The 25,192-nt window shown below is 73.2% G+C and carries 25 protein-coding genes; 13 read left to right on the forward strand and 12 right to left on the reverse strand.

Annotated elements, in window-relative coordinates; genetic code table 11:
- The first annotated feature begins 98 nt into the window (after nt 1-98).
- Nucleotides 99-1,220, forward strand: coding sequence for a CaiB/BaiF CoA transferase family protein (locus ACWDXC_RS12285; RefSeq protein WP_449980960.1), 1,122 nt, complete (start codon nt 99-101; stop codon nt 1,218-1,220).
- A gap of 6 nt (nt 1,221-1,226) precedes the next feature.
- Here ACWDXC_RS12285 and ACWDXC_RS12290 read toward each other — a convergent pair whose 3' ends face one another.
- A complete protein-coding gene (locus ACWDXC_RS12290) occupies nt 1,227-2,453 on the reverse strand; it encodes an FAD-dependent monooxygenase (protein WP_449980962.1) in 1,227 nt (408 codons plus the stop codon).
- Between the two features lie 91 nt (nt 2,454-2,544).
- On the opposite strand from ACWDXC_RS12290, the gene ACWDXC_RS12295 reads away from it, so the two are divergent.
- Entirely contained in the window at nt 2,545-3,072 is a 528-nt protein-coding gene (locus ACWDXC_RS12295; protein WP_449980964.1) for a TetR/AcrR family transcriptional regulator, read from the forward strand.
- Here the strand turns inward: ACWDXC_RS12295 and ACWDXC_RS12300 are convergent.
- On the reverse strand, nt 3,069-3,521 hold the full coding sequence (locus ACWDXC_RS12300; RefSeq protein ID WP_364181031.1) for a GyrI-like domain-containing protein: 453 nt from the start codon (nt 3,519-3,521) through the stop codon (nt 3,069-3,071). The genes ACWDXC_RS12295 and ACWDXC_RS12300 overlap by 4 nt on opposite strands.
- Nucleotides 3,522-3,620: 99 nt before the next feature.
- Here ACWDXC_RS12300 and ACWDXC_RS12305 point away from each other — a divergent pair, with 99 nt between their 5' ends.
- On the forward strand, nt 3,621-5,060 hold the full coding sequence (locus ACWDXC_RS12305; protein ID WP_449980966.1) for a GuaB1 family IMP dehydrogenase-related protein: 1,440 nt from the start codon (nt 3,621-3,623) through the stop codon (nt 5,058-5,060).
- Nucleotides 5,061-5,062: 2 nt separating this feature from the next.
- On the opposite strand, the gene ACWDXC_RS12310 is transcribed toward ACWDXC_RS12305, so the two are convergent.
- Nucleotides 5,063-5,743, reverse strand: coding sequence for an SDR family NAD(P)-dependent oxidoreductase (locus tag ACWDXC_RS12310; protein WP_449980968.1), 681 nt, complete (start codon nt 5,741-5,743; stop codon nt 5,063-5,065).
- 67 nt (nt 5,744-5,810) lie between these two features.
- Here ACWDXC_RS12310 and ACWDXC_RS12315 point away from each other — a divergent pair, with 67 nt between their 5' ends.
- The 6 genes from ACWDXC_RS12315 to ACWDXC_RS12340 all read left to right on the forward strand — a co-directional run bounded on the left by ACWDXC_RS12315 (nt 5,811) and on the right by ACWDXC_RS12340 (nt 11,485).
- Nucleotides 5,811-6,185: an FKBP-type peptidyl-prolyl cis-trans isomerase gene (locus ACWDXC_RS12315; protein WP_449980970.1), complete on the forward strand. Its 375-nt coding sequence runs from the start codon at nt 5,811-5,813 to the stop codon at nt 6,183-6,185.
- A gap of 138 nt (nt 6,186-6,323) precedes the next feature.
- A complete protein-coding gene (locus ACWDXC_RS12320; RefSeq protein ID WP_449980972.1) occupies nt 6,324-7,850 on the forward strand; it encodes an ATP-dependent DNA ligase in 1,527 nt (508 codons plus the stop codon).
- Nucleotides 7,851-8,056: 206 nt separating this feature from the next.
- The gene (locus tag ACWDXC_RS12325) at nt 8,057-8,719 is read left to right on the forward strand and encodes a septal ring lytic transglycosylase RlpA family protein (RefSeq protein WP_449980974.1); all 663 of its coding nucleotides are present in this window, start codon (nt 8,057-8,059) and stop codon (nt 8,717-8,719) included.
- Between the two features lie 45 nt (nt 8,720-8,764).
- On the forward strand, nt 8,765-9,328 hold the full coding sequence (locus ACWDXC_RS12330; protein WP_449980976.1) for an ArsR/SmtB family transcription factor: 564 nt from the start codon (nt 8,765-8,767) through the stop codon (nt 9,326-9,328).
- Entirely contained in the window at nt 9,325-10,542 is a 1,218-nt protein-coding gene (locus ACWDXC_RS12335; protein WP_449980978.1) for an aminopeptidase, read from the forward strand. Before ACWDXC_RS12330 ends, ACWDXC_RS12335 begins: the two co-directional genes overlap by 4 nt.
- 106 nt (nt 10,543-10,648) lie before the next feature.
- The gene (locus tag ACWDXC_RS12340) at nt 10,649-11,485 is read left to right on the forward strand and encodes an NAD(P)H-binding protein (RefSeq protein WP_449980980.1); all 837 of its coding nucleotides are present in this window, start codon (nt 10,649-10,651) and stop codon (nt 11,483-11,485) included.
- 1,385 nt (nt 11,486-12,870) lie between these two features.
- Here the strand turns inward: ACWDXC_RS12340 and ACWDXC_RS12345 are convergent.
- The gene (locus ACWDXC_RS12345) at nt 12,871-13,455 is read right to left on the reverse strand and encodes a DUF4870 domain-containing protein (RefSeq protein ID WP_449980982.1); all 585 of its coding nucleotides are present in this window, start codon (nt 13,453-13,455) and stop codon (nt 12,871-12,873) included.
- Nucleotides 13,456-13,872: 417 nt separating this feature from the next.
- Between ACWDXC_RS12345 and ACWDXC_RS12350 the strand changes: the two genes are divergently transcribed.
- Nucleotides 13,873-14,217: a hypothetical protein gene (locus tag ACWDXC_RS12350; RefSeq protein WP_138713462.1), complete on the forward strand. Its 345-nt coding sequence runs from the start codon at nt 13,873-13,875 to the stop codon at nt 14,215-14,217.
- 19 nt (nt 14,218-14,236) lie between these two features.
- On the opposite strand, the gene ACWDXC_RS12355 is transcribed toward ACWDXC_RS12350, so the two are convergent.
- From ACWDXC_RS12355 to ACWDXC_RS12380, 6 genes are all read right to left on the reverse strand, one after another.
- Nucleotides 14,237-15,298: a DUF4192 domain-containing protein gene (locus ACWDXC_RS12355; RefSeq protein ID WP_449980984.1), complete on the reverse strand. Its 1,062-nt coding sequence runs from the start codon at nt 15,296-15,298 to the stop codon at nt 14,237-14,239.
- A 161-nt stretch (nt 15,299-15,459) separates the two neighbouring features.
- Complete coding sequence (locus tag ACWDXC_RS12360) at nt 15,460-16,221, reverse strand: EI24 domain-containing protein (RefSeq protein ID WP_449980986.1); 762 nt, start codon at nt 16,219-16,221, stop codon at nt 15,460-15,462.
- Nucleotides 16,222-16,231: 10 nt separating this feature from the next.
- On the reverse strand, nt 16,232-16,813 hold the full coding sequence (locus ACWDXC_RS12365; RefSeq protein WP_449980988.1) for a Maf family protein: 582 nt from the start codon (nt 16,811-16,813) through the stop codon (nt 16,232-16,234).
- A gap of 16 nt (nt 16,814-16,829) precedes the next feature.
- Nucleotides 16,830-17,369, reverse strand: a complete 540-nt coding sequence (locus ACWDXC_RS12370; RefSeq protein WP_449980990.1) for a DUF937 domain-containing protein — start codon at nt 17,367-17,369, stop codon at nt 16,830-16,832.
- Between the two features lie 69 nt (nt 17,370-17,438).
- A complete protein-coding gene (ftsH, locus tag ACWDXC_RS12375) occupies nt 17,439-19,349 on the reverse strand; it encodes an ATP-dependent zinc metalloprotease FtsH (RefSeq protein WP_449980992.1) in 1,911 nt (636 codons plus the stop codon).
- Nucleotides 19,350-19,385: 36 nt separating this feature from the next.
- Nucleotides 19,386-20,228 carry a hypothetical protein gene (locus tag ACWDXC_RS12380; protein WP_449980994.1) on the reverse strand — a complete coding sequence of 281 codons (843 nt, stop codon included), beginning with the start codon at nt 20,226-20,228 and terminating at the stop codon, nt 19,386-19,388.
- Between the two features lie 101 nt (nt 20,229-20,329).
- Between ACWDXC_RS12380 and ACWDXC_RS12385 the strand changes: the two genes are divergently transcribed.
- Entirely contained in the window at nt 20,330-21,298 is a 969-nt protein-coding gene (locus ACWDXC_RS12385; RefSeq protein WP_364180994.1) for a DUF3616 domain-containing protein, read from the forward strand.
- On the opposite strand, the gene ACWDXC_RS12390 is transcribed toward ACWDXC_RS12385, so the two are convergent.
- A complete protein-coding gene (locus ACWDXC_RS12390; RefSeq protein WP_449980996.1) occupies nt 21,288-21,947 on the reverse strand; it encodes a peptidyl-tRNA hydrolase in 660 nt (219 codons plus the stop codon). The two genes, ACWDXC_RS12385 and ACWDXC_RS12390, sit on opposite strands and share 11 nt — an antisense overlap.
- The gene (locus ACWDXC_RS12395; protein ID WP_449980998.1) at nt 21,944-23,209 is read right to left on the reverse strand and encodes an MFS transporter; all 1,266 of its coding nucleotides are present in this window, start codon (nt 23,207-23,209) and stop codon (nt 21,944-21,946) included. Before ACWDXC_RS12395 ends, ACWDXC_RS12390 begins: the two co-directional genes overlap by 4 nt.
- 71 nt (nt 23,210-23,280) lie before the next feature.
- Here ACWDXC_RS12395 and ACWDXC_RS12400 point away from each other — a divergent pair, with 71 nt between their 5' ends.
- Nucleotides 23,281-24,231: a GlxA family transcriptional regulator gene (locus tag ACWDXC_RS12400; RefSeq protein WP_219508292.1), complete on the forward strand. Its 951-nt coding sequence runs from the start codon at nt 23,281-23,283 to the stop codon at nt 24,229-24,231.
- A gap of 51 nt (nt 24,232-24,282) precedes the next feature.
- Complete coding sequence (locus ACWDXC_RS12405) at nt 24,283-25,101, forward strand: SAM-dependent methyltransferase (protein ID WP_357588611.1); 819 nt, start codon at nt 24,283-24,285, stop codon at nt 25,099-25,101.
- The last annotated feature ends 91 nt before the right edge of the window (nt 25,102-25,192 follow it).

The following is a 25,192-nucleotide window of genomic DNA, read 5'->3' on the forward strand; positions in this document are numbered from 1 at the left end:
TAGTGGGCAAGTTTCCCATACCTCACACGTCTCTGATGGCCTGTCCGGCGAGCGTCTTGCCACGACTCACCGAATGTTGTTCTACTAGGGGGATGCCGATGACCGAGGGACGCCAGGGCCCGCTGGCCGGAGTCCGGGTGCTGGAGCTGGCCGGGCTCGCGCCGGGGCCGTTCGCCGGGATGATGCTCGCCGACCACGGCGCCGAGGTGCTGCGCGTCGACCGGGTCGGCGCGGTATCCGACCGGCCCAGGACCGACGTGATGGACCGCGGCAAGCGCACGATCGGGCTCGACCTCAAGTCGCCCGACGGCGTGGCCGCGTTCAAGGACCTGGCCCGCGCCGCCGACGTGGTCATCGAGGTGTTCCGGCCCGGCGTGGCCGAACGGCTCGGCATCGGCCCGGACGACCTCCACGCGGTCAACGAGCGCCTGATCTACGGCCGGATGACCGGCTGGGGCCAGGACGGCCCGCTGGCGCCCACCGCCGGGCACGACATCGACTACATCGCGATCTCCGGCGTGCTGTCCATGCTGGGCCGCGAGGGCGACAAGCCCACGCCGCCGATCAACATCCTGGGCGACTTCGCCGGAGGCGGCCTCATGCTCGCCTACGGCGTGCTGCTGGCCCTGTTCGAACGCGAGCGCACCGGCCAGGGCAAGGTCATCGACGCCGCCATGGTCGACGGCGCCGCGATCCTGTTCGCGATGTTCTACCAGGGCGTGCGCGGCGGCTTCTGGGGGCCGCGCGGCACCAACCTGCTCGACACCGGCGCCCCCATGTACGACACGTACGAGACCGCCGACGGCCAGTACCTGGCGGTCGGGGCGCTGGAGCCGCAGTTCTGGGACACGATGGTGCGGCTGATGGGCCTGACCGGCCTGCCCGACCGCGACGACCGGACCCAGTGGCCGGCCCTGCGCGAGCGGCTGGCCGCGGAGTTCCGGACCCGGACCAGGGCCGAGTGGGAGGCCGTGTTCGACGGCTCCGACGCCTGCGTCTCGCCGGTGCTGTCGATGGCCGAGGCGCCCGATCATCCCCACAACGTGGCCAGGGGCGCCTTCGTCGAGTCCGGCGGTCTCAGCCAGCCCGCGCCCGCGCCGCGCCTGGTGGGCGCGCCCGCCCCCGACCTGTCGCCCGCGACCCGGCTCGCCGACCTGTCCGCGTGGGGGATCAACGCCGAGGCAGCGGCCAAGCTGCGCGCCCAGGGCGTGCTGGCCTGACCGCGCTCAGGGACGCGCCGCCGTACGGACCTCGTGGGCGGTGTAGTCCTTGAGCGCGATCTCGTCGTGCAGCCTGACCCCCCGGGCGCCCAGCTTCGACACCGCCCGGGTCACCCCGGCGGGCATCAGGCCGATCAGCCCGGCGGCGGCGCGCAGCGCCCACAGGCCGCCGGGGCTGCCCGGCACCAGCTTCCTGGCCGCCGACACGGCGAACGAGCGGCTGCGGCGCACGTACTCGCCGATCTCGGCCTCGTAGGCCGGGAAGGCCCGCGCGGGGTCCCCGCCGGCCGCGGCGAGCTCGCCCGCCAGCACGTACGCGCCCACCACGGCCAGGCTGGTGCTGCCGCCGACGGCCGGGCCCGGACAGTAGCCGGCGTCGCCGACCAGCGTGACGCGCCCGCGCGACCACGAGTCCAGGCGCAGCTGGGTGATCGAGTCGAAGTAGAACGCCGGGGTGGTGTCGAGCTCGGCCAGCAGCCGGGGCACGTGCCAGCCGAAGCCGGCGAAGTGCTCGCGCAGCAGGTCCTTCTGCCGCTCCACGTCGCGGTAGTGGTAGTCGATCGGCTCGGCGGGACGGAACATGAACAGCGCCCGCGCGTCGGGCAGGCGGGCCGCGCCGTACAGCGCCGCCATCCTGCCGACGCCGCTCAGCCCCTCCACCGTGGCGTCCAGGCCGAGGAAGTTGGGGACGGAGACGACGGCCAGGTAGGCGCCGATCCAGGTGGAGAAGTCCGATTCGGGGCCGAAGACCAGGCGGCGCACGTTGGAGTGCAGCCCGTCGGCGCCCACCACCAGGTCGAACCGCCGGGCGGGGCCGCGCTCGAACGTCACCTCGCCGTCGCCGGAGATCGCGGTGATGGAGTCGCCGAAGACGTACTCGGCGTCGTCCCGGGTGGCGTCGAAGAAGATCTCGCTCAGGTCGTCGCGCATGATCTCGGCGTGCCGGTCGGAGACCCCGGCCATCATCCTGCGCAGCTCGACCACCACCGGGCGCTCGTGACCCTCGGTGTACATGGTCAGCCGCTGCGTGCCGGTCTTCATCTCCTGGATCCGGTCCAGGACGCCCATCCGCTCGGCGATGTCCAGGGCGGGCCTGAACAGGTCGACCGCGTGGCCGCCCGTCTTGCGCAGCGCGGGGGCGCGCTCGACGACCGTGACCTCGAATCCGTATCGGGTGAGCCAGTAGGCCAGTGCGGGTCCGGCGACGCTGGCGCCGGAGATGAGTACGCGCATGGCAGCACCTCCTTACTTAACGGATGGTAAGTGGGTGCGCGACGCAGGCGCAAGGGCTTACTTAACGGGAGGTAAGGATTACGCTTGGAACATGGCCAGGCCCAGCGACACCAAGACCCGCATCCAGGCAGTGGCGCGCGAGCTGTTCGCGCTCCAGGGCATCCAGCAGACGAGCCTGCGCCAGATCTCCGACCGGCTGGGCATCACCAAGCCCGCCCTCTACTACCACTTCGCCTCACGCGACGACCTGGTCCGCAGCATCATCGAGCCGATGATCGACGACATCGACCGGTTCGTCGCGGGCCGGGAGCGTGGCGACCCCAGGGGGCTGCTGGAGGACTACTTCGACCTCGTCTGGCGGCACCGCGAGGTCATCTCCATGATGCTGCGCGACCTCAACACGCTCTCCTACCTCGACGTGGGCGAGCGCTTCATGGCCTGGCGGCGGCGGCTGGTCTTCCTGCTGCTGGGCGACGAGCTCACCGTGGCCCAGCAGGTCCGCGCCACCGTCGGGCTCGGCGGGATGTCCGACTGCGCCGTGGAGTACGCCCACCTGGCCCTCGACGAGGTCAAGCCCGTCGCCGTCGAGGCCGCCGCCGCCGCGCTCGGGCTGCCCTAGACGGCCACGTAGAGGTCGGCGCCGCCCGGGTGGTGCACCTCCAGGTCCGTGCCGAACGAACGGGCCGGCGTGCCGCCCGACTCGGTGTGCTTCCACACCCGCTGCCACGCCTCCACGATCGCCTGCGGCATCGGGCCGCGCGCCTCCACCAGCAGCGACTGCGCCGCCGGCACCCGCACCGCCACCATGCCCTCCGGCAGCCTCGGCACCGTGCGGACGGCGATGCCGACGATCTGCGTATAGGCGCCGTGGTGGTCGCTCTCGTAGTCGGTCAGCACCGCGTACAGGTTCTCGTCCACCCGGCCCGGCACGTGCGCGAACGCGCCCGGCGCCCCCGCCCGCTGCCACAGCGCGGGCAGCTTGGCCCGCGCGGGATCCATCTCGTCGGCGTTCGTGGTCCGCACCGCGAACCCCACGACGAGCATCTCGTCCCGATTGGTGACGTCCACACGCCCCTCCATCCCCCAGAAGTGTCCGGGCCGATCATAAGCCCACCACAAAGGGGGAATTCCCTAGGTAGGACCCGTTACCTCATAAGATGGATGAACGTGAAATTTCTCAACGGCATGGAGCCGCAGTACGACCTGACCTACAGCGACGTCTTCATGGTGCCGTCGCGTTCCTCGGTCAACTCCCGTCTCGCGGTCGACCTGTCGACGCACGACGGAACCGGCACCACGATCCCGGTCGTCGTGGCCAACATGACCGCGGTCGCCGGCCGCCGCATGGCCGAGACCGTCGCCCGCCGCGGCGGCATCGCCGTGATCCCGCAGGACATCCCCTTCGACGTGGTCGCCGACGTCGTCGACTGGGTCAAGAGGCGCGACCTCGTGCACGACACCCCCCTCACCCTCACCGCCCACGACACCGTCGGCGAGGCGCTGCAGCTGCTGCCCAAGCGGGCGCACAACGCGGTCATCGTCGTCGACTGGGAGAACCGGCCCGTCGGCGTCGTCACCGACGCCGACTGCCAGGGCGTGGACATGTTCACGCAGCTCTCCCAGGTGATGTCCAGCGAGCTGCTCACGCTGCCCGCCGGGCTCGACCCGCGCACCGCCTTCGACCGGCTGCACGAGGGACGCCACCGGCTGGCCCCCATCGTCGACGCCGAGGGCCGCCTCGTCGGCATCCTCACCCGCACCGGCGCGCTGCGCGCCACCCTCTACCAGCCCGCCGTGGACAGCCAGGGCAGGCTGCGGATCGCCGCAGCCGTCGGCGTCAACGGCGACGTCGCCGCCAAGGCCAAGGAGCTCCTCGACGCCGGAGTCGACTGCCTGGTCGTCGACACCGCCCACGGGCACCAGGAGAAGATGATCGCCGCGCTGCGCGCCGTGCGCGCGCTCGAACCCGGCGTGCCCGTCGCGGCCGGCAACGTGGTGACCGCCTCCGGGGTCCGCGACCTGGTCGACGCGGGCGCCGACATCGTCAAGGTCGGCGTCGGGCCGGGCGCCATGTGCACCACGCGCATGATGACCGGCGTCGGCCGGCCGCAGTTCTCCGCCGTCCTGGAGTGCTCGGCCGAGGCGCGCCGGCTCGGCCGGCACGTGTGGGCCGACGGCGGCGTCCGCCACCCCCGCGACGTGGCGCTCGCCCTGGCCGCCGGGGCCGCGAACGTCATGATCGGCTCCTGGTTCGCCGGGACGTACGAGTCGCCGGGCGACGCCCGCACCGACGCCGACGGCCGCCGCTACAAGGAGAACTTCGGCATGGCCTCCGCCCGCGCCGTCCGGCTGCGCACCGCCGAGGACAGCGCGTTCGACCGGGCCAGGAAGGCGCTGTTCGAGGAGGGCATCTCCACCTCGCGCATGTACCTCGACCCGCGCCGGCCCAGCGTGGAGGACCAGATCGACGCCATCGTGGCCGGGCTGCGCTCCTCGTGCACGTACGCCGGGGCGGGCACCCTGGAGGAGTTCCACGAGCAGGCCGTCGTCGGCATCCAGAGCTCCTCCGGCTACGCGGAGGGGATGCCGCTGCACCAGAGCTGGTGACGTCAGCCTCTGACGCGCAGGGTGACGCCGGAGACCCCGGCCGACAGCGGGCCCGCCAGGAAGAGCGCCGGGCCCGCCGGGTCGGCCTCCGGCGTCTCCAGGACGAGCGCGTTCACGCGGACGCCGCGCGGGCGCAGCTCCGCCGCCAGCGACCCGGTCAGGCTCTCCACCAGGGCGCGCACCGGGCCGTCGCCTGACACGACGTTCACGATCGACGTGCCCGCGCCCATCAGCGGCAGCAGGCGCCGCACCATGCCGGTGACGCGGGTGAACCCCTCGTCGACCAGCCGGCGCCCGTCCCGCTCCGGCAGCTCCGTGAGCGGGACGGGCCTGGCCTCGGGCCCGGCGTTGACCAGCACGTCCACCCGGCCCCACCGCTCCTCCACGGCCCGCGCGAACACCCCGGCCGCCACCGGATCCCGTACGTCCACCGTCATCGCCAGCCCGCCCGCCGGCTCGGGCCTCACCCCGCCGCGCCGGGAGCCGTCCAGTGGGGTGGGACGGCAGGCGTCCGTTGGGGTGGGGCGGGGGTCGTGCCGGGGGGTGGCGCGGTCGCAGGTCGCCAGGTGGGCGCCGAGGGCGCGCAGGGTCTCGGCGATCGCCCGCCCGCTCTCGGAGGCGGCCCCGGTGACCACGGCGACGCGCCCGGACAGCATGATCGCATCGGGTGAAAGGGCGGGCATGGACGATGACGATATCCCGACGGCATAGAGTCGTCAGGTTCATTCACATCGTCAACAGGAGCACTTCGTGGCACTCGAGAAGCCGGAGATCGACTTCCCGGCGGGCAACCCGCCTGCCGACCTGGAGATCGAGGACATCACCGTGGGGGACGGCCCCGAGGCCAAGCCGGGTCAGAACGTCCGCGTCCACTACGTGGGCGTCGCCTTCTCCACCGGCGAGGAGTTCGACGCGTCGTGGAACCGCGGCCAGGCGTTCGAGTTCCCGCTCGGCGCGGGCCGCGTCATCGCGGGCTGGGATCAGGGCGTGGCGGGCATGAAGGTCGGCGGCCGGCGCAAGCTCGTCATCCCGCCGCACCTCGGCTACGGCGCCGCCGGCGCGGGCGCGCGGATCAAGGGCGGGGAGACCCTCATCTTCGTGGTCGACCTGCTCGGCGTGGGCTGACCGCACGCCGCACCGGCGCAGGGGCGGCCCCCGTCCGCTCCTGCGCCGCGGCACCTCCGGCGGTCGCCGCAGGACATCCGGCGGTTTCATGGGGGCCCGGCAGCGGAATTTGTCGGCTGGGTGAGGCACGATAGCGGTGTGCTTCTGATCGACGTGGTGCGAGTGTCGGAGGCCGTGACGCGCACGTCCGCGCGGCTCGGCAAGATCGGCCATCTGGCCGAGCTGCTCGGCCGGGTCGGCCCCGGCGAGGCGGAGATCGCCATCGCCTATCTGTCGGGCGAGCTGCCGCAGCGCCAGATCGGCGTGGGCTGGCGCACGCTCCAGGAGCTTCCCGGCCCCAAGCTGGCCGCCACCGCGACCCTCACCACCGTCGACGCCCTGCTCACGAGGATCAAAGCCGTCTCCGGCCAGGGCTCCCAGGCGGCCCGCAAGGCGCTGGTCGCCGAGCTGTTCGCGGGGCTGACGAGCCAGGAGCAGGCCTTCATGCTCAAGCTGCTCGGCGGCGAGCTGCGGCAGGGCGCGCTCGACGGCGTCATGATCGAGGCGGTCGCCAAGGCGTCGGGCGCGCCGTCGGCCGACGTCCGCCGGGCCCTGACGCTGCGCGGCTGGCTGCCCGCGGTCGGCGCGGCGGCGCTGGCGGGTGGCGTGGACAGGCTGCGCGAGTTCCGCCTGGAGGTGGGCCGGCCCGTCTCCCCGATGCTCGCGGGCAGCGCGCCCAACGTGGCCGCCGCCCTGGAGAAGGCCCGCACCCCGGCCGCGCTGGAGTGGAAGCTCGACGGCATCCGCGTGCAGGCGCACCGCTCGGGGGCCGAGGTCCGCGTGTTCACCCGCACCCTCGACGACATCACCGCGCAGGTGCCGGAGCTTGCCGAGGCGGTGCTGGCGCTGCCCGCCGACGACCTGGTGCTCGACGGCGAGGTGATCGCGTTGCGCCCCGACGGCCGGCCGCATCCGTTCCAGGTGACGGCCGCGCGCACGAGCAGCCGGACCAACGTGGCCGAGCTGCGCGAGAAGACGCCGCTGCACGTGTTCTTCTTCGACGCGCTGCGGGTGGATGGCGCCGACCTGCTCGACCTGCCCTACTCCGAGCGGCAGGAGGTCCTGGCCCGCACCGTGCCGCCCGGCCTGCTCACGCCCCGCCTGGTCACCTCCGACGTGGCCGAGGCGGAGAAGTTCTTCACCGACGTGGTCAGGGCCGGGCACGAGGGCCTGGTGGTCAAGTCCCTGGCCTCCCCCTACGCCGCCGGCCGCCGGGGCGCGGGCTGGATCAAGGTCAAGCCCCGCCACACGCTCGACCTGGTGGTCCTGGCCGCCGAGTGGGGTCACGGCCGCCGCGAGGGCAAGCTGTCCAACCTGCACCTGGGCGCCCGCGACCCGGAGACGGGCGGCTTCGTCATGCTCGGCAAGACGTTCAAGGGCCTGACCGACGAGCTGCTCGCCTGGCAGACCGAGCGCTTCCTGGAGCTGGCCGACGGTCCCGTCGACGGGTGGACGGTCACGCTGCGGCCGGAGCTGGTGGTGGAGATCGCCTTCGACGGCGTGCAGCGGTCGCCGCGCTATCCGGGCGGCATGGCGCTGCGGTTCGCCCGTGTGCTGCGTTACCGGCTCGACAAGCGGGCCGCCGACGCCGACACGGTGGAGACCGTCCGCTCTTTGATGATTTGATCCACTTTGGGCGATTTATCCCCATTTGAGTGACTTACGTCACTTAACCAGGCATTAGGTTGCCTTTGCCTGTTGTTTGTCGCGTATGTTCGTGCACGTCGCGGGGCATCCCCCTCCCCCGCCCGTGGATCGGCCGACGTGCGCCCCCATCTGCCCCGGTTCTGGCCTTTCCGTGCCCCTTCCCCTACCGAGGACCGTGGTTTACCTTGGGCCAGCACAACCTCCCCCACACCCCTTCCAGCCGTACGTCCCCCGCCAGGCGCCGCTGGGTGGCCGTCGCGGCAGGGGCGGCCGTCATCGCCGTCGCCTCCACCACCGCCTGGGCCGCCGTCTCCCATGACGACTCGCACAAGCAGCCCACCGCCCTCTCCCCCGCCGACGCACCCACGGGCCCCGCCGCCGACACCCCTTCTGGCGCCCCTTCCGGCACCCCGGCCCCGGCCGAGGACGCCCCGGCTCTCGGCGCCGCCCCCGCCCCCGCCACCACCTCCGCCTCCCCTTCGGCCTCCGCCTCCCCCTCCGCCAAGCCCGCCAGATCGGCGGCGGCGGCGCGGAAGGCCGCCGCCAGGAAGCCCCGCGTGATCTCCTCGGGTTCCTGCGGCGCGTCGTTCTACCACGAGCCGCAGATGACGGCCAGCGGCGAGCGCTTCGACCCGTCGGCCATGACGGCCGCCCACAAGACCCTGAAGCTCGGCAGCAAGGTCCGCGTCACGAACCCGTCCACCGGCAAGTCGGTCACGGTACGCATCAACGACCGCGGCCCGTACATCGGCGGGCGCTGCCTGGACCTGTCCCGGGCCGCCTTCGCCCGGATCGGCAACACGAACGCCGGCCACATGCGCGTCACGTACGAGGTCCTGGCCCGCTGACGCGAGATATTCCCAAGACTCGTTGGGAAATGCCATAATCCCAACATGTCTTGGGAAACGGACCAGGGTCTCGTCCCGTTGCGGGCCCTGGCCAACCCGCTCCGGATCCGCATCGTGTCCCTGCTGACCGGCGCCTCGCTGTCGGCCGCCGAGGTCGCGGACGAGCTCGGCATCGCGCACGCCTCGGCCAGCTACCACCTGCGCCAGCTCGCCGACGCCGGGTTCCTGGAACGGGTGGACGAGCAGCAGCCCCGCGAGGGCAAGGGGCGTCCGCCCCGCCGCTACCGCTACGACCCCTCCAGCGCCGCCCGGCTCGACCGCGCCGACGGCCGCCGCCTGCTGCACGAGGCGCTGAGCGCCGACCTGTCGCGGCGGCTGGCCGAGGCCACCGAGCAGCGCCTGTCGATGGACGCCGAGGTGTGGCTCGACCGGGAGGTCTGGGAAGAGGTCGTGGGCCTGATCGACCAGGCCGTCGCCCTGGTCCACGGCAAGGCGGGCCCGCCCCGGTCCGGCGACCGGGTCAAGGTCAGCATGACCGCGCTGCTCCTCGAACTCCCGGGCACCCGCCCCGCCGCCGACCGCGGCCGTCCCCCCAGGAGCACGCCATGACCGTTCCCGCCGCTGAGCTGTCCCGTTACGCCGACGTGGTGCTCGACGTCGCCGCGCCGATCACGGCCGGCGACCTGGTGCTGATCAACGCCGAGATCGAGCACGCCCCGCTGGCCCGCGCCCTCACCGAGGCCGCCTACGCCCGAGGCGCCCGCTACGTCGACATCTGGTACTTCGACCCGTACGCCAAGCTCTCCCGCGTCCGCCACGCCGACGGCGGGACGCTGGGCGAGGTCCCGGCCTGGCTCGACGCCCGCAACGAGGAACTGGCCCGGCAGTGCGGCGTCCTGCTCAACCTGCGCGGCGCCGCCGCCCCCGACCTGCTCGCCGGGCAGGACCCGGTCCGCGCCGGCCTGGACCGCATGCCGCACCTGATCTCCAGGCAGCGGCTGCAACTGGAGAACCTGGCCCGCTGGGTCATCGTGCCCTGCCCGACCGCCGAGTGGGCCCGCGCGATCTTCGGCGAGCCGGACGTGACCCGGCTGTGGGAGTGCCTGCGCCCCATCCTGCGCCTCGACCAGCCGGACCCCGTCGCCGCCTGGAAGCAGCGGATCGCCGAACTGCTCGACCGGGCCGCCACGCTCACCTCCCTGCGCCTGGACGCCGTACGCTTCCAGGGCCCCGGCACCGACCTGACCGTCGGCCTGCTGCCCGGCGCGCACTGGACCGCCGCCCGGCTGGAATCGGTCCAGGGCCACGCGTTCCAGGCGAACCTGCCCACCGAGGAGGTGTTCACGACGCCCGACCACCGGCGCGTGGAAGGCACCGTCCGCTCGACCCGCCCGCTCTCGCTCGACGGCAGCGTCATCCGCGACCTGGAGCTGACCTTCGCCGGCGGCGTCGTGACCGAGGTGCGCGCCACCTCCGGCGCCGACGTCGTGCGCACCCACCAGGCCACCGACCCGGGCGCCGCCAGGCTCGGCGAACTGGCGCTCGTCGACGGCTCCTCGCCGGTCGGGCGGTCCGGCGTCACGTACCTGGAGACGCTGCTGGACGAGAACGCCACCTGCCACCTGGCCTGGGGCGCTGGGCTGCCGCCCGGCGTGCCCGCCCACCTGCGCGACCTCGCCCCCGCCGAACGCGCGGCAGCCGGGATCAACGTCTCCGCCGTGCACGTCGACTTCATGGTCGGCGGCCCCGACGTCACCGTCACCGGCATCACCCACGACGGCGCCACCGTCGAGCTGCTGCGCGACGACGCCTGGCGGATCTGACCGTCCCGCCATAGCCACCGGCTATGGGAGCAGGTATTGGATCTCCGGGCCGGTCCCGTACCAGGATGTCCCCCGTGTCACGCAGTTCCCGGCAAGAGGAGACGTCATGATCCTGGTAACCGGCGCCACGGGCAACGTCGGCGGCGAGGTGGTGCGCGCGCTCGCCGCCGAAGGCGCCCCCGTACGCGCGGTCACCCGCTCCCACCGGGCCGCCGAGGCCGGCGTCGAATGGGTCACCGGCGACCTCACCGAACCGGAGTCCCTGCGCCCCGCGCTCGACGGCGCCCGCGCGCTCTTCCTGCTGCCCGGCTACCCCGGCGCGCCCGCCCTGCTGGCCGCCGCCCGCCAGGCCGGCGTCCGGCGCGTGGTGCTGCTGTCAGGCGGCTCCGCCGCCCTCGGCGACCCGGCCAACGCCATCACCCGCTACATGGCCGAGTCCGAACGCGCCGTACGGGAGTCCGGGCTGGCCTGGACCTTCCTGCGGCCCGGCGCGTTCATGTCCAACGCCTTCCAGTGGCTGCCGCAGCTCGCCGCGGGCCACGTCGTACGGGTGCCGTTCGCGGGCGTCCGCCAGGCGGTCGTCGACCCTGCCGACATCGCCGCCGTGGCGGTGCGCGCCTTGCTGGACGACGGCCACGCGGGGCGCGTCTACCAGCCGACCGGGCCCGAACCGCTGCTGCCCGCCGACCGGGTCCGCATCCTCGGCGCCGTACTCGGCCGCGACCTCACCGCCCACGCCCTGCCCGACGACGAGGCCCGCGCCGAGATGCTGCGCACCACGCCGGAGGAGTACGTGGACGCCTTCTTCGACTTCTACGTCACCGGCACCCTGGACGAATCGATCGTCCACCCCGACGTCGAAACGGTAACCGGCCGCCCACCCCGCACCTTCCACCAGTGGGCCCAATCCCACGCCACGGCCTTCCTCCCGACCTCCCCCTGACTCCCACCGTCCTCCCCGCCCTGCCGCCCCATGTCCCCACCGTCCCTCGCGTCCCCGTCCCTTACTCTCCCGGCCGTTGCCTGCCTCCCCAATCCCCTGCCTCCCCGCCCCCTTGCCTTCCCGCTGTCCCTTGGCCTCCTCACCACCCCGCCCACCCCGGCACCCTCTGACCTCCCCGCCCCATAGACCACGGAGCCCGCTGCACCAGGACAGCCCGCGCCCGCACCTCAGGGGCACGCTGCTAGCCCCGCCGCGCCGGGCTACCTTGGGCCGTCCCGACCGCCCCGCCGTCCCGTTCACCCCGCCGTCCCGACCGGCCCACCGGCCCGACCGTCCCGGCGCCCTGGCCGTTGTGGCCGTTGTGGCCGTCCCGACCGTCGTGGCCGTCCTGGGGCGCGGAAGGCCCCGCGCGGGCGGAAGGCACAGCGCGGGCGCACCGCCCTCGCAAACGGGCGCGCCATCGCCTCCGGACTACCCGCACCGCCCGTGGACCGCCCGTTCCGGGCGCGACCCACGGGACGAGGTCGCGGCGGGACGCGAACGCAGCACAGCAGGCGGAGGCGCGCGACGCAGCAGGGCGGGGCAGCGGCGTGCTTGTGCAGCCGCGCGGACGAGACAGGCGACGTCGGGGTGCGGGTGTGCGGCATGTGCCGTGCGGCACGCGGGGACCAGATGCAGGCGCACGAGGTGCGGGCGCGAGCGCAGGGTGCGTAGCGCAGGGCGCAGGGCGCAGGGCACAGGGCACAGGGCACAGGGCACAGGGCACAGGGCGCAGGGCGCGGGGAGCCGGCACGGCGGGCGCGGCACAGGGCGCGAAGCGCGGGGCGGGGAACTTGGCACGCCAGTACGGGCGCACACGCACCTAAGGGCGCGTGTGCGCGGCCCCGTGCTGCGCACACGCGCGGGTGCACGTGCGCGGGACGAACCGCAGGGGTGCGGGGTGGGAGGCGCGGGCGGGCGCTCGGCGGGCAGCGCTGGGGACGGAGGCGCGCGGGTGTGTAGGGCAGGTGCAGGTGCAGGTGCGCGCAGCGTGGGACGCCGGGCCCCGCGCGGTGCCGCGGGCCCGGAAGCCGAGGCGGCGTGAGCGGTGGTGCCGCGAAGCCGAGGCAGCGTGAGCGGTGGTGTGGCACGCCCGATGCCGGGACCGGGTACGACCGCGAGGTGCCAGAGGGAGGCGCTGCGGGCTGCGACACCCCGGGCTGGCCGGCGACCGCAGGCCCCAACCGCGAGCAGGCAGGCGACCGTCGCTCCCCAACCGCGAACTGCTCACCCAGGATGCCGCCGCCCGGGGCCGCTGTGGGCGGCGGGGGCAAGGTGGCAGGCGGGTGGCGGCGGTTGGGGGGTCGGTGGTGGGGCCAGGGGTCTCGGGGTGCCGGAGTGTCGGGCTACTTGATCAGGCGGAGGGTCAGGGGGTAGCGGAAGGTGCCTTCGGAGAGGGCGGAGACTCCACCGACGATGGAGAGGATGACGGCGCCCACCCAGATGAAGGGCAGGAGCACGACGCCGATGACGGTGAAGGGCAGCAGGAACGTGGCGCCCGTGACCGTCAGATGGAAGTTGAGCGCCTCCATGGCGTGGCGGCGGATGTACGGGGACGTCTTGCCGCCGGTGAGGAGCAGGACGAGCGGGCCCAGGATGGGGAAGCCGATGAGGGCGAGCAGGTGGGCGGCGGAGGCGCCGAGGCGCTCGTTGCTCTCCGGCGGGGCCTCCGGGCGGGCGGCGGGCACGCGCGGGGGCGCGGCCAGGCGGGGCACGGCGTTGGCGCCGTAGAGCTCCGTCATGATGGGCATCAGGTCGCCGTGCGTGCGTGCCGTCATCGCACGCTCCAGCCGCTCGTCGAACTCGAGCTTGTCGAAGCGGCCCTCGCTGTAGGCGGCCTTGACGTGCTCGACGACGTGTTCGCGGTCCTCGTTGGTGACGCGCAGATGAGCCGGCGGCAGCTGCCCCGGGGGTGTCGGTACCCCAGCCATAACGCCCATGCCTCTCCTTCGGTAGCGCCGCCCCCTCGCCGGAACCTGCCGGCCGCAGCGCTGACGGTCTCCTCACATACTGCGTCACGGCGGCCGGTCGTGGCATCGGGTGATACCCCGAGGCATCCCCGAGATCGCGACCCCGGGATTCAGGGTGATGGGTGACCGGATTCGTCCTGTGTGGGCGAATGGACTTCGGGGTGGCCGTGTTCTCGGGGTGATATTCGGGGTGGGCGCAAGAAACGGGGCTTCGGAAATCGTCATCCGGTGAGGGGATCGTGGCAGGCAATTTGGTAAATGCGGAGGGGTTGGATCGGGACTTGAGCTGGGCGGATGGCGGGAATGGGCGCTTTTCGCGGGGGGTGGGGCAACGCTTGGCATGCGCACTAGTACCACTTGACGGTATAAAAAGGATGCATGAGATGGCGAGACCGCTACGGCCTCCGGCGGCGGCGCGGCCCGAAGATCGCTAAGTTCGATCGTGAGGCGACCGACGCCGACATCGAAGCGCTGATCGCCTTCGCCCGGTCGCGGCGCGGCGTGGAGTTCTACGTCGAGCCCGAGACGTTCGCGACCGACACCACCGCCGTGGCCGTCGCCGACGACGGGGAGTGGACGCGGCGCCGGGTCGGCTCGCCCGCGGTGATCCACAAGGTGGCGCGTGACCTCGCCCTCCCGGTCTACGACGTGCAGCTGACCGGGTATCCGCCCCGGATGCGGGCCTACAACGAGCGGCGGCGGCGCGAGGAGGGCGGGCTCTGACCCGCAACCCCCGAACGGATCAGGCGCAGACCTGGTCGCCGTCGTCGAGGGTGGCGAGCAGGGGGACGAGCCAGCCGATGTGAGGCTCGCCCATCGCCGTGTCGAGCTCCGCCGGCGTCGGGAGACGGGCGTCGACCATGCCGGGTGAGAGCAGGTTCTGCAGGGCGTGCATGAGCAGGTTGGCCATCGAGTAATGCGGGTCGGCCTTCAGAGCGCGTTCGAGGGCGATGGTGGCGGTGATGCTGTCGCCCGCCCGCCAGGCCGCCATCGCCAGCAGCGTGGCCGCCGGCGGCACGTAGCGGGGCTCCAGGCGGCGGGTGAGGTCCTTCCAGAGGGCGGCATGGGAGCCGTCCATCAGCGTCCACGCCTCGTCGCGCACCCGGATGACGGCCAGGTCGAGGCCGAGCCGGGAGGCGTCGGCGTCGCTGAGCCGGTCGCCGCGTGCGAGGGCGGCGTGGAGCCTGGCCAGGCCGCCGGTCACGAAGCGGCGGGCGTACGCGTCGGGGTCGGGGTCTGCCGCGAGCCCGCTGGTCAGCTCGGCGACGGCGGCTGAGGTAGCCCGGCGCATCGCCATCCGGACGGGGCCGGTGACCGGGGCGAGGGTGCGTTCGAGGGTCTGGCGGTCGGGGAGTGCGACCAGGCCGCGCACGGTCGCCTCGGCGGCGACGCGGCTCGACGTCGGGTCGTAGGGGGTGCCTTCGGGCGGGCAGCAGCGGGTGCTGTCGCAGACGTAGGACCAGTAGCGGCCGCCGTCGGCGCGCATCGCCTCGGCGACCTCCACGCCCGCCCTCGCCGCCACGGCCCTGGCCTCGTCGACGGCCGGGGTGACGCGCTCACCCGGGCCGTAGCCGACCACGACGACCTGGGCCAGTTTCTCGCGGGCGATCAGCGCCGCCAGGGGATCGAGGGTGCCGGGCGGGAACGGCAGCCCCCAGCGGGCGGCGACCTTGGCCTGGCCCTGGGCGATGCCGAGCACGATGAGGCTGTCGGCCGGGTGGAAGCCGACCAGGTAAGGGACGGCGGCCAGGATGTCGGCGGGGCTGGTCAGGGTGAGGCAGGGCTCGGAGGTGTTCGTCGTCATGGCATGGAGGATGCCGGGGACGAGGGGCGCGGGAGGCGGGTGGAACGGGTTCTGTGGACGGGCGGCGCAGCGGGGGTGCGGCCTGTGGACAAGCGGCGTGGCGAGGGCGCCCCGGTGAACAAACGGCAAGGGCGCCCTGCGGACAAGGTGCTACAGCTCGCTCACGGCTGGGCCGGGGGCGGGGTGGCGGGCGCGCCGGGGGCGAGGCGGTTTCTGACCAGCAGGGCCGCGCCCGCCACCGCCGCCGGCATCGCGATCACCGCCACGAACGGCACCAGGAACAGCACGAACACCACCACCCCGAACCCGAGCGACGCAGCCTTGCTGCCCCGCAGCAGCGCGAACCGCTGCTTCCTGACGAGGCCGCGCCGCTCCAGCGCCAGCGTGGTCAGCTCGACGGTGAGGAAGAACCCGGACACCGCCGCCCCCACCACCGGCACCACGGTCTGCCCGATGACCGGCACGAACCCGAGGAAGAACAGCGGGATCGTGAACAGCAGCACGTATCCCAGCGTGACGAGGCTGTCGCGGATGGAGCGCGGCAGCGTGCGCCACCAGGGCTGCTCCTCGGCGTCGGGCAGCGGGTCGGCGGCGGCCGACAGCTTCTCGTAGAACGGCTCCCCGATGGCCAGCGTCAGCGCGGTGAACGTGAGCACGGCCAGGGCGAGCCCGCCGAGGAAGAGCGCGACGGCGATCGCGGTGCGGAACGCCTCACGCCACGACCAGGTGTCGGCGAACGGCGTCAGGAACTCCGCCAGCGTGCCGGCGTTGGTGCCGAGGAGGAACAGCGCCGCCACGTAGACGGCGAACGCGATGAGCGCCGGGATGAGCCCGAACAGCCACCACCGCCCGTTTCTGGCGACCCAGCCCACGCCTTGTAGGAAGAAGCCGACGCCGGCGGCGAAGTCGCGCATTGATCGCATGTCGCAAACGCTAGCGCCAGAGCGGCGTGACCGTGTAGCCGAGCTCGTCGAGCAGGCGGCGCAGCAGCGGCAGCGACAGGCCGAGCACGTTGCCGTGGTCGCCTTCGATGCCGTCGACGAACCAGCCGCCGCGTCCTTCGATGCTGAACGCGCCGGCGAGGTTGAGCGGCTCGCCGGTCTCGGCGTAGGCGGCGATCTCCTCGTCGGTGGGCTGGCCGAAGTGGACGACGGTGGTGGCGGTCTCGGCGGCCTGGCGGCCGGCGACGACGTCGATGACGCAGTGGCCGGTGACGAGCCTGCCGGTGCGCCCGCGCATGATCCGCCAGCGCTCGGCGACCTCCTCGGCGGAGGCGGGCTTGCCGTAGGGGCGGCCGTCGAGCTCCAGGATGGAGTCGCAGCCGATGACCAGCCCTTCGTCCAGCCGTTCGGCGACGGCGGTGGCCTTGGCCTTGGCCAGCACGAGGGCGAGGGCGGCGGGGGTGTGGGCCGTGAACGCCTCTTCGTCGACCCCGCTCACGATCACCTTGGGGTCGAGTCCGGCGCTGCGCAGCAGGGCCAGGCGGGCGGCAGAAGCTGAGGCCAGAACGATCACCGGGTCAGCCTACCGGTCACCATTCGGCGTGCGGCGACCGCGTGGGCGAGGACGGGGCGCCGAGGAGGTCGGCGAGCAGGGGTTCGAGGGCGGCGGGGACGGCGGCGCGCTCGCGGCGGAGTTCGGCGGTCATGTCCTGGGTGCTCATGCCGGTGCGTTCGGCGCGGTCGGCGAGCAGTGACATGACCATGGGGGCGAGCAGGAGCAGCACCTTGACCAGGGCGGCGGAGTCGAGGCCGGTCAGGTCGGCGAGCGCGTCGGCGGCGTGGTCGGCGCCCTGGCCACCGAGGACGTGGGCGAGGATGTTCTGCCCGTCGCGGGCCAGGGTGGCGACGTCGCCGTTGAAGGGGTCGGCGTCGACGTGGTCGTCGAGCGCGCCGCGCAGCGCCTCGGCGCCGTCGGGGTGCTCGGAGCTGCGGACCATGCCGGCGACGACGACGCCGGTCGCCGCCCTGAGGACCTCGCGGACCGTGGCCGGGTCGGTGCCGAGCATCCCGGCGAGCTGCTCCAGGCCGGGATCGCCGAGCTCGGCGACGAGCTGGTCCGTCAGAGTCACGCCAAGTCCTCCCGATCGTCGTTCCGATGGTCGTTCCCCGGCGCGGGCCGAGCCTACGTCGGCCCCTCGCTAACTTTTGGCCAAACCGGCGGCTCCGTAGGCGGTGGCCTCGTCGAGGGTCTCGTGCTCCAGCAGGGCGGCGACGATGCCTTCGAGCTTGTCGCGGTTCTCGCGCAGGATGCGCACGGCGTCGGCGTAGCACTCGTCCACGATCCGCCGCGCCTCCTCGTCGACGATGGCGAGGGTGGCGGGCGAGGCCTGCGGCTGGCCGTCGCTGGGCAGGATGGTGAGCGGGCCGACCTTGGCCGACATGCCCCAGCGGCCGACCATTCCGCGGGCGATCATGGTGACCTGCTCCAGGTCGTTCTCGGCGCCGGTGGTGATGACGCCGTAGATGACGTCCTCGGCCGCCATGCCGCCGAGCGCGCCGGTGATGCGGCCGCGCAGGTACTTCTCGTCGTAGGCATAGCGGTCGGTGTCGGGCGTGGACAGCGTGACGCCGAGCGCCCGGCCGCGCGGGATGATGGAGATCTTCCTGACCGGGTCGGCGCCGGGCTGGAGCATGCCGAGCAGGGCGTGTCCGGCCTCGTGGTAGGCGGTGCGGGTGCGCTCGTCCTCGGGCATGACGATGCTGCGGGCGGCGCCGAGCTGGAGCTTCTCCAGCGCGTCGGCGAAGTCGGCCATGCCGACCTTCTCCTTGCCGCGCTTGGCGGCGAGCAGGGCCGCCTCGTTGACGAGGTTGGCCAGGTCGGCGCCGGTCATGCCGGGCGTGGTCTTGGCGAGCTGGTCGAGGCTGACGGCGCCGTCGAGCGGCACTCCCCTGCTGTGGACGCCGAGGATTGCGGTGCGGCCGGCCTGGTCGGGCAGGCCGACCTGGACGGTGCGGTCGAAGCGGCCGGGCCGCAGCAGGGCCGGGTCGAGGACCTCGGGCCGGTTGGTGGCGCCGATGACGATGACGCCTTCGGCGCCGGAGAAGCCGTCCATCTCGGTGAGGATCTGGTTGAGCGTCTGCTCGCGCTCGTCGTGGCCGCCGATGCCGCCCGCGCCGCCGCGCGCCCGGCCGATGGCGTCGATCTCGTCGATGAACACGATCGACGGGGCGACCTTGCGCGCCTCCTCGAACAGGTCACGGACCCGGGACGCGCCGACGCCGACGATCATCTCGATGAACTCGGACGCGCTGGCCGAGAAGTAGGGCACCTTGGCCTCGCCGGCGACGGCCCGCGCGAGCAGCGTCTTGCCGGTGCCGGGCGGGCCGGCGAGCAGCACGCCCTTGGGCAGCTTGGCGCCGAGCCTGCGGTACTTGTCGGGGTCCTTGAGGTAGTCGACGATCTCGACGAGCTCGTTCTCCACCTCGTCGATGCCCGCCACGTCCTCGAACGTGACCCGCACCTGCCCCGCTTCGAGGGGTTTGGCCGCCTTCGACTTGCCGAGGCCGCCGAGTCCGCCGCCGCCCATCATGCTGGCGCCGCGGCGCATGATCCAGATCCACAGCCCGGCCAGCAGCAGCACGGGCAGCAGCGACAGCAGGAGGTTGAGGAAGAAGCCGCGGCCCGAGGTGAGCGGCTCGGCCTTGATCTCCACGCCTGCCGCGTTGAGCTGCTGCGAGAGCTGGTCGGTGTTGGCGAAGGTGGGGATCTCGGTGCGGAAGTCCGTATAGGACTGGTTGCCGCTGCCGGGGTCCTTGGCCGCGCTCTTGAGATGGCCTTCGACCGACAGGCCGGTGGCGTAGATCTCCTTGACGTTCCCGCCGTTCACCTGCTTGGTGAACTCGGTGTAGGAGACGGTCTCGACCTGGCTGCTGTCGAAGAAGGACGAGACGAAGAAGAACGCCGCGTAGACGACCAGCAGGGTGACGGCGAACCGCCACCAGTTGATCTTCGGGCGGCCGCCTGGGGTGCCGGGCAGCCCTTCGGCCCGCCAGGGCGGCTTGACCTTGCCCTTCTTCGGCACCTGCGGCGATCCAGTCCGTTCTTCCACGGCGCCACTCCCCCAAATCGCCGCAATGATGATCAATTAGCCTAGAACACGCACCCCGGAGACCACGCGCGTGATGTCGCGCCACCTCTTGCGCTGCGAGTCAGGCACTGTCACAAACGCCAAACCCGGCTTGGCCATTCCGCTGTCGGCCACCACGACCGCCGCCCGCGAGCTGCGCTTGCCGTACGAGACCTGGTAGACGAGCATCCAGCCGCGCTTGACCGGCTGGGAGGCCAGCCAGCGGACCTTGGCGCCCTCGGGGTGGTGGTTGAGCGTCCAGCGGGCGGCCAGCAGCGCGGTGTCGCGGGGGGACTTCTGCGGCTTGATCGGCACCGGGCAGCTCACGAGCATGCCGCGCCGGCTGTCGCCGCGCAGCTTGGGCAGCACCTGCTTGCTGGTGAACGGCGCGGCTCCGTACGTCTTCCAGGGGCGGCCGAGGTCCGGCAGGGCGAGGCCGGCGCGCTTGTCCTTCAGCAGGCGCTTGGCGGGGGCGGGCAGCTTCAGCCGCCGGATCTTGGCGGGCAGCCTGGGCAGGCGGTCGTCGGCGTACAGGGCCTCCATCGCCGTGTAGCCGGGCGCGAGCGACGAGCCCGGCTTGGGGGTGGGGGTGGAGTCGACGGCGACGGGCGTCGGGGTCGGGTCGAGCGAGGCCGGCGGGGTGGACGCGGGTGGCGCGGACGAGGCGGGCACGGCCGATGGCGCGGCGATCGGCCGCTGCCCTGCCTCGTCCGGGTCGGAGGGGCGGACGAGCACCACGGTGACGGCGGCGACGGCCACGACCGCCACGACGGCGAGCCCGCGGTAGACCACCCCCATGCGCAGGTCCCCGATGCGGGAGCGCTTGGGCGGAGGGCTGCCAGGCCGGATCTTGGTCTTCACTCGGGCACCCTCTGTCCCGTCTTCCCCATCGAGCACGACGGGAGCGTACGGCATAACAGCCCTTTAAGTGGCGGAAGCTATCGAAGTGTCATCATGACTGCGTGGAACAGGTAGAGCTCCGCTTCGACCTCGCGTCCCGGACCGCCCGGACGCACACGAACCTGTCGGCGGTCCGGCAGAGCCCGCACGGGCTGTGGGTGGCCGGCGACGAGACCGCCACGTTCGAGCACCTGTCGTGGACGGGCGAGCACTACGGCGACCAGCGCGGGCACCGGCTGGCCGACTACGTGGACCTGCCCGCCGGGCCGGACGACGAGGCCGACATCGAGGGCCTGGCCAGGTCCGACGGCTTCCTGTGGCTGACCGGCTCGCACGCGCTCAAGCGCAAGAAGGTCAAGTCCAAGGACCCCGGACGCGCCTCCGCCCGGCTGGCCACGGTGGTGCGGGAGGAGAACCGGTTCATCCTCGTCCGGCTGCCGCTGGACCCGCGGACCGGCGCGCCGCAGCCCGGCGCGATCATGTCGGGGCCGCGCGAGCTGACCGGACACCTGCGCGACGACCCGCACCTGGGGCCGTTCCTGGCGCTGCCGGGCAAGGACAACGGCTTCGACGTGGAGGGCATCGCGGTCACCGCCGGCCGCGTCTACCTGGGACTGCGCGGGCCGGTGCTGCGCGGCTGGGCGGTGGTGCTGGAGCTGCGGCCACAGGAGGCGGGCCTGGGCCGGCTGAGCCTGGCCGAGCCGTGCCGCAAGCACTTCCTGGACCTGGGCGGGCTCGGCGTGCGCGACATGTGCCCGGACCGTGGCTCGCTCCTGCTGCTGGCCGGGCCGACGATGGACCTGGACGGGCCGGTGCGGGTGGTGCGCTGGCGGATCGGCGCCCGGCGCGAGCTCCTGGTCCCTGCGGACGAGCTGGAGACGGTCCTGGAGCTTCCGTACGGGGTCGGCTGCGACCATCCGGAGGGCCTGGCGCTGCTCGACGACGGGCGGCTGATGGTCGTCTACGACAGTCCGTCACCGGCGCGGATCACGCCCGCGGGCGGGGTGCTGGCGGACGTCTTCACGCTCTAGCCGAGTCGGCCCGCAGCCACGGGACGTCGGCGACGAACGTGCTGGAGCCGGGCTCGATCTCGGTGAACCCGGCGTCGCGCACCACCGGCAGCCCGGCGGCGGCCAGGGCGTCGAACGGCTCGCGGGCGGCGGCGCGCACCGACACGGTCAGGCCGCGCTCCCGCCAGGCCGAACGCCCGGCGTCGTCGCTGGCCCACCAGGCGAGCTGGGCGGCGTGCCCGGCCTGCGCCATCGCCTTGCCCGCCGACATGGCCAGGCGCGCGTTCTCCCACAGGACCGGCGGCTCGGCCGGGCCGGGCTCGCGCGTGTCGGCGAGCTCGGTGCCGGACACCTGCAGCCGGGCCAGGTCGCGCGGCCAGTCGTCGAGCGGCACCGGCGGGTGCACGCGCACCTCGGCGCTGCGGTGCTCGATCGTGCGGCCGGGCAGCGCGAGCGCCCGCCGCCACTCGGCGCCCCTGGCCCGCCGCACCACCTTGCGGATCTTGCCGGTGAACTGCCAGGCGTGCAGCTCGGCGGCCCACTCGCCGGGGTCGTCGAGCAGGCTCAGCACGGCCGTCGCCGCGGCCTCCAGGGCGTCGGTGCGCTCGGGGGGCGTGGCCCGTTCGATCCTGACCACGAGGGGCAGGACCATCAGCTCTGCGTCGTTCATCGCCCCTTACTATGCCTGATCGCCAGGGACATGCCGGTGGCCAGGAGGCAGAGGGCGCCGGAGGCGTACCAGGCGACGTCGTACGCGCCGAGCTGATCGCGGGCGAGCCCGGCGCCGACGGCGGCGATCGCGGCGCCGACCTGGTGCGCGCCGAACACCCAGCCGAACACCACGGCCCCGTCGGCCCCGTAGACGCTCCGGCACAGCGCGACCGTGGGCGGCACGGTCGCCACCCAGTCCAGCCCGTAGAACACGATGAAGATCAGCATGCTGGGCTCGGCGGTGGCGGCGAACAGGCTCGGCAGCACCATGAGCGACAGCCCGCGCAGCGCGTAGTAGACGCCGAGCAGGATGCGCGGGTCCATCTTGTCGCTGAGCCAGCCGGAGGCGACGGTGCCGACGATGTCGAAGATCCCGATCACGGCCAGCAGCCCGGCGGCCATCGGCTCGGGCATGCCGTGGTCGTGCGCCGCCGGGATGAAGTGGGTGCTGACGAGCCCGTTCGTGCTGGCGCCGCAGATCGCGAACCCGCCCGCGAGATACCAGAACGGGCGCGTACGGGCCGCCGACCGCAGCACGGTGAGCGCGCGGACGGCGGCGTTCACGGTGGAGGCCGGGGTACGGGGCGCGTCCGGGTCGGCGCCGAGCGCGGTGGTGCCCACGTCCTCGGGCCGGTCGCGGAGCAGCCACCACACGAACGGCACCACGGCCAGGGCCGACCCGGCGACGGCCAGCGAGGCGACCCGCCAGCCGGGCCCCTGGGCCAGGTGGGCGAGCACGGGCAGGAAGACGAGCTGCCCGGTGGCGCCCGCCGCGGTGAGCACGCCGGTGACGAGCCCGCGGTGCCGGACGAACCACCGGTCGGTCACCGTGGCCGCGAACACCAGCGCCATGGACCCGGTGCCGAGCCCGACGAGCACGCCCCACAGCAGCATCAGGTGCCAGGTCGCGGTCATCAGCACCGTGAGCCCGCTGCCCACGGCGACGAGCAGCAGCGCCAGCGAGACGACGCGGCGCATGCCGAAGCGGTCCATCAGCGCGGCGGCGAACGGCGCGGTCAGGCCGTAGAGCACCAGGTTGATCGAGACGGCCAGCGAGATCACGCCCTTGCCCCAGCCGAACTCCTCCTGGAGCGGCGTGATCAGGACGCCGGGGGTGGCGCGGAAGCCGGCGGCGCCGAGGATGGCGACGAACGCGACGGCCGCGACGAACCAGGCCCGGTGCATCCGGACGCGCCTGGTGGGGGTGGTGCTCACAGTCATGCGCCCATCCTTGGACAACTGCCGATATGGCCGCGAGTGGCCGGTTGGCCATGATGTGAAAGAATCCGGCCATGGCGCATCGGATCGCGGTCGTCGTGCTCGACCAGTTCGCCCCGCTCGACCTGGGCGTGCCGGGCCAGGTGTTCTGGACCGCGGAGTCGCCGGCCGGGGAGAAGCTGTACGAGGTGGTGACGTGCTCGCCGGGCCGGGCGCCGGTGCGCTGCTCGGCCGGCTACAGCGTGCTGCCCGACCACGACCTGGACGTGCTCGACACCGCCGGCACGGTCGTGGTCACGGGCGTGCACGGCGGCCAGGTGATGCGCGACGGCACGATCCCCGGCGAGCTGCGCGAGGCGCTGCGCGGACGGCCCCGGGTGATGTCGATCTGCACCGGCGCGTACGTGCTGGCGGCGGCTGGGCTGCTCGACGGCCGCCGGGCCACCACCCACTGGCGCGACGCCGCCCGTTTCGCCGCCCTGTTCCCGAAGGTCAGGCTCGATCCCGACGTGCTGTTCATCGACGACGGCGACGTGCTCACCTCGGCCGGGGTCGCCGCCGGGCTCGACCTGTGCCTGCACGTGGTCAGGCGCGACCACGGCAGCGAGGTGGCCAACCGCGCGGCCAGGCGGTGCGTCATGCCGCCGTGGCGGGAGGGCGGCCAGGCCCAGTACATCGAGCGCCACCTGCCGCCCGCCTCCGGCAACGGCACCGCCGCCACCCGCGCGTGGATGCTGTCGCGGCTCGACGCGCCGCTCGACCTGGAGGCGCTGGCCGGGCACGCCGGGATGAGCGTGCGGACGTTCACCAGGCGCTTTCGCGAGGAGACGGCGATGAGCCCGGCCCGCTGGCTGACCAGGCAGCGCGTCGAGCACGCCCGCCACCTGCTGGAGACGACCGATCTGGGCGTGGAGGAGGTGGCGCGGCGGGCCGGGTTCGGCTCGGCGGTGTCGCTGCGCCAGCACCTGCACGCCGCCGTGGGGGTTTCGCCGCTGGCCTATCGGCACACGTTCCGGCGTGCCTAGAATCGCCTCCGGGAAGATCGTCTACGTGTCGTCCACGAGAGGGGTGGTCGCGTGAGCGGCCCCGAGCAGGCGCCCGCCGGGATCGACGTGCGGGTGCCGAGCGTCGCGCGCATGTACGACTACTACCTCGGTGGCAAGGACAACTTCGCCTCGGACCGGGAGGCGGCCGAGCGGATGATCGAGATCGGCCGCCAGATGGGCAACGACGCCCGCGAGATCGCCCGCGCCAACCGCGCCTTCCTGGGCCGGGCCGTCCGCGAGCTGACCGACGCCGGCGTCCGCCAGTTCGTCGACATCGGCGCGGGCCTGCCCACCCAGGACAACGTGCACCAGGTGGCCCGCCGGCACGCCGCAGGCTCGCGCGTCGTCTACGTCGACAACGACCCGATCGTCCAGGTCCACGCGCGGGCGCTGCTGGCCGGCGACGCGGGCGCCATCGCCGTGGAGGGCGACCTCAGGGACCCCGACGCGATCTTCGACGACCCGCGCGTCACCGGCCACCTCGACCTGACGCGCCCGTACGCGGTGCTGCTGGTGGCGGTGCTGCACTTCGTCACCGACGACGCCGAGGCGGCGCGCGTGACCGCGCGGATCCGCGAGCGGCTGCGGCCGGGCTGCCACCTGGTGCTGTCGCACATCTACGCGGGCGACGCCGACGACGGGGTGGCGCGCTCCGGCCAGCAGGTCTACGCGGCGACGGCGGCGGGCGGCATCGCGCGGCGCGACCGCGACCAGATCGCCGGCTTCTTCGGCGACCTCGACCTGCTGGAGCCGGGCCTCGTCCCGGTCGCCGACTGGGACCCGCAGGCGCCGCCGGCCGCGCCCGACCTGAAGCGGCCGGGCATCCTGGCCGGCGTGGCCCGCGCCTAGATGATTGATTCCAAGGGGTTGGGATCAGTGGTCGTAGGCGGTCAGTGAGCGGGCGATGGGCTGACCGGTCTTGTCGTTGTGCCAGATCACG

Source organism: Nonomuraea sp. NPDC003214 (genome assembly GCF_053590035.1).

Coding starts and splice junctions, on each gene's coding strand:
- ACWDXC_RS12355 (WP_449980984.1), bottom strand. CDS start 15,298: ATGACGACGAACACCTCCGAGCCCTGCCTCACCCTGACCAGCCCCGCC.
- ACWDXC_RS12350 (WP_138713462.1), top strand. CDS start 13,873: ATGAGATGGCGAGACCGCTACGGCCTCCGGCGGCGGCGCGGCCCGAAG.
- ACWDXC_RS12335 (WP_449980978.1), top strand. CDS start 9,325: ATGACCGTTCCCGCCGCTGAGCTGTCCCGTTACGCCGACGTGGTGCTC.
- ACWDXC_RS12310 (WP_449980968.1), bottom strand. CDS start 5,743: ATGCCCGCCCTTTCACCCGATGCGATCATGCTGTCCGGGCGCGTCGCC.
- ACWDXC_RS12290 (WP_449980962.1), bottom strand. CDS start 2,453: ATGCGCGTACTCATCTCCGGCGCCAGCGTCGCCGGACCCGCACTGGCC.
- ACWDXC_RS12390 (WP_449980996.1), bottom strand. CDS start 21,947: ATGAACGACGCAGAGCTGATGGTCCTGCCCCTCGTGGTCAGGATCGAA.
- ACWDXC_RS12400 (WP_219508292.1), top strand. CDS start 23,281: ATGGCGCATCGGATCGCGGTCGTCGTGCTCGACCAGTTCGCCCCGCTC.
- ACWDXC_RS12340 (WP_449980980.1), top strand. CDS start 10,649: ATGATCCTGGTAACCGGCGCCACGGGCAACGTCGGCGGCGAGGTGGTG.
- ACWDXC_RS12395 (WP_449980998.1), bottom strand. CDS start 23,209: ATGACTGTGAGCACCACCCCCACCAGGCGCGTCCGGATGCACCGGGCC.
- ACWDXC_RS12360 (WP_449980986.1), bottom strand. CDS start 16,221: ATGCGATCAATGCGCGACTTCGCCGCCGGCGTCGGCTTCTTCCTACAA.
- ACWDXC_RS12295 (WP_449980964.1), top strand. CDS start 2,545: ATGGCCAGGCCCAGCGACACCAAGACCCGCATCCAGGCAGTGGCGCGC.
- ACWDXC_RS12330 (WP_449980976.1), top strand. CDS start 8,765: ATGTCTTGGGAAACGGACCAGGGTCTCGTCCCGTTGCGGGCCCTGGCC.
- ACWDXC_RS12285 (WP_449980960.1), top strand. CDS start 99: ATGACCGAGGGACGCCAGGGCCCGCTGGCCGGAGTCCGGGTGCTGGAG.
- ACWDXC_RS12345 (WP_449980982.1), bottom strand. CDS start 13,455: ATGGCTGGGGTACCGACACCCCCGGGGCAGCTGCCGCCGGCTCATCTG.